This is a genomic window from Streptococcus sp. OH4692_COT-348 (assembly GCF_003859975.1).
Lineage (GTDB): Bacteria > Bacillota > Bacilli > Lactobacillales > Streptococcaceae > Streptococcus.
In genome coordinates, this window is sequence record NZ_RQZB01000078.1 from 1 (window position 1) to 315 (window position 315).

The 315-nt window shown below is 42.9% G+C and carries 1 protein-coding gene; it reads left to right on the forward strand.

Features of this window, described 5'->3' with window-relative positions; all coding sequences use genetic code 11:
- On the forward strand, nt 1-315 hold a 315-nt coding region (locus EII37_RS11260), incomplete at both ends, for a YPDG domain-containing protein (RefSeq protein ID WP_221620946.1).

Below are 315 nucleotides of genomic sequence, written 5' to 3' on the forward strand. Positions count from 1 at the left end.
CAGTAAGTGAGGCAAACGGTAAGACAATTCCAACAGGAACAACTTACACAAGTGGCACACCAGGAATCATCACAGTAGATAAAACTACAGGAAAAGTAACGGTAACCATTCCATCAGATAAGAATCCAGGAGATAAGGTAACAGGAAAAGTCCTTGTCCGCTACCCAGATGGATCAGAAGAAGAAGTCCCAGTCACTGTAACAGTAACACCACCAGAAAAACTTACACCAACAGTAGATGTTGAACAAGATCCTAAGACAGGTGACGTTACAGTAACACCTAAGAAACCAGATGGCTCAACATACCCACCAGGAA